This window comes from Streptomyces sp. NPDC059900, from assembly GCF_050270335.1.
Taxonomy (GTDB): domain Bacteria; phylum Actinomycetota; class Actinomycetes; order Streptomycetales; family Streptomycetaceae; genus Streptomyces.
On sequence record NZ_JBNNJZ010000926.1, the window covers coordinates 1 to 2,118 of the forward strand.

The 2,118-nt window shown below is 72.0% G+C and carries 2 protein-coding genes and 1 pseudogene; all 3 read right to left on the minus strand.

The window, feature by feature from the left end; translation table 11 throughout:
• Positions 1-527, minus strand: a 527-nt coding sequence (locus ACQKIP_RS45775) for an HNH endonuclease family protein (protein WP_427745704.1), incomplete at its 3' end; no start/stop codon positions are given.
• Positions 528-580: 53 nt separating this feature from the next.
• The gene (locus ACQKIP_RS45780) at positions 581-1,930 is read right to left on the minus strand and encodes a replication-associated recombination protein A (protein ID WP_365866599.1); all 1,350 of its coding nucleotides are present in this window, start codon (positions 1,928-1,930) and stop codon (positions 581-583) included.
• Between the two features lie 53 nt (positions 1,931-1,983).
• Positions 1,984-2,118, minus strand: a pseudogene (locus ACQKIP_RS45785) (vitamin K epoxide reductase family protein); the annotation flags it as partial.

Below are 2,118 nucleotides of genomic sequence, written 5' to 3' on the forward strand. Positions count from 1 at the left end.
ACGTCCAGGTCATTGGCGTACGTGAGGCGCTTCTGCGCCGTCCAGGACCAGGCTCCGGCCCGCCAGGCCGCGCCGAGCGCCACGACGTGGTCGGTCTGGATCTGCGAGGCGCGGCGGTAGGAGTACGGCAGCTGCTTGCCGGTGTAGGGGTCGTGCAGGACGCCGGAGAGCACCACGCAGGGGTTGCGGTCGCCCTCGCGCAGGTCCTTCAGGTCGCGTCGCAGAACGTCGTCGCGGGTGTCGCAGCCGTTGCGGCCGCCGGGGGCGTCGGTGTCGTCGGACCAGCCGTCGCCGAACGCGGAGCGCTGGTACGTCTGCCAGTTCTTGCCCCATGCGACCGTGAGGCGGGTGAGCTGGTCGCGGGCCTGTGCGGCGGTGGGCGGAAAGCCGGGGCTCGTGAGGGGCACTGCGGGGGACGGCTTCTGCTGTTCCCGGTGCGGTGGCGTGCAGGCCGTGGCGAGGGCGGCGACAGTGGTTGCGGCAGCGAGCAGGGCCGCCCCCGCGCGCGGTCCGGCTGCTGTGCCCATGGCGCCGAGCGTAGGCGGGGGCGCCGGGGTCCGCCCGCCGGGCGCCGCGGGGGCTACTCGCCCTTGAGGCGTTCGCGGACCCGCTCGACCACGTCTGCGTACCGCGCCTCGGCTCCATAGCGCGTGGGTTGGTAGTAGCGCTTGGCGGCGACGGTGTCCGGGGCGTACTGCTGGGCGGCGATCGCACCCGGTACGTCGTGCGGATACACGTAGCCCTGGGCATGGCCGAGCTTGGCCGCTCCCTTGTAGTGCCCGTCGCGCAGGTGGGGCGGGACGGGGCCCGCGAGTCCGGCGCGGACGTCGGCCTGGGCGGACTGGATGGCGATCGTCGCGGCGTTCGACTTCGGGGCCAGGGCGAGGGCGATCGTCGCGTGGCTGAGGGTGAGCGCGGCCTCCGGGAAGCCGATCATGGCGACGGCCTGGGCGGCGGCGACCGCCGTGGGCAGGGCCGTGGGGTCGGCGAGGCCGATGTCCTCGCTGGCGGAGATCATCAGGCGGCGGGCGATGAAGCGGGGGTCCTCGCCCGCCTCGATCATCCGGGCGAGATAGTGCAGGGCGGCGTCCACGTCCGAGCCGCGGATGGACTTGATGAGGGCGCTCGCGACGTCGTAGTGCTGGTCGCCGTCCCGGTCGTACTTCACGGCCGCCCGGTCTACCGACTCCTCCAGGGTCTGGAGGGTGATCTCCTTCTCGCCCTTGGACAGGGCCGAGCCCGCGCCGGCTTCCAGGGCGGTGAGCGCGCGCCGCGCGTCGCCGCCCGAGATCCGCAGGATGTGCTCCTCGGCGTCCCCGGGCAGCTCCACCGCGCCGCCCAGGCCCCGCTCCTCGGTGAGCGCCCGGCGCAGCAGGCCGCGCAGGTCGTCGTCCGTGAGCGGTTCGAGCGTGAGGAGGAGGGAGCGGGACAGGAGCGGGGAGATGATCGAGAAGTACGGGTTCTCGGTCGTCGCCGCGATCAGCGTCACCCAGCGGTTCTCGACGGCGGGAAGCAGCGAGTCCTGCTGGGCCTTGCTGAAGCGGTGGATCTCGTCCAGGAAGAGGACGGTCTCCTTGCCGTGGCCGCCCATCGCCCTGCGGGCCCCGTCGATGACCGCGCGGACTTCCTTCACGCCCGCGGTGATCGCGGAGAGCTCCACGAAGCGCTTGTTGGTGGCCTTGGAGACCACGTACGCAAGGGTCGTCTTGCCGATGCCGGGCGGTCCCCACAGGAACACCGACGAGGGGCCCGCCGGTCCTCCCCCGCCCTCGCCCACCAGCCTGCGCAGGGGCGAGCCCGGCTTCAGCAGATGCTGCTGGCCGACTACTTCTTCGAGGGTGCGCGGGCGCATCCGGACGGCCAGGGGACTTGTCGAAGGGTCCTTCTCCTGGCGGTCCTCGGCAGCTGCGGTGAACAGGTCGGGCTCCACGGATCGAACCCTACGTCAGGCCTCTGACAACACCGTCAACGCCGTCGGCACCGTCAGCTGGTCCAGAAGTCCCACCAGCGCGTGAGGATGAGCATGCCGATGATGCCGACGTGCAGTACCGGAAGCACCCAGGTGAACTCGCCGAAGAACGTGCGCAGCCAGGAGGGCGCGTGCAGGAAGCCGTTGCG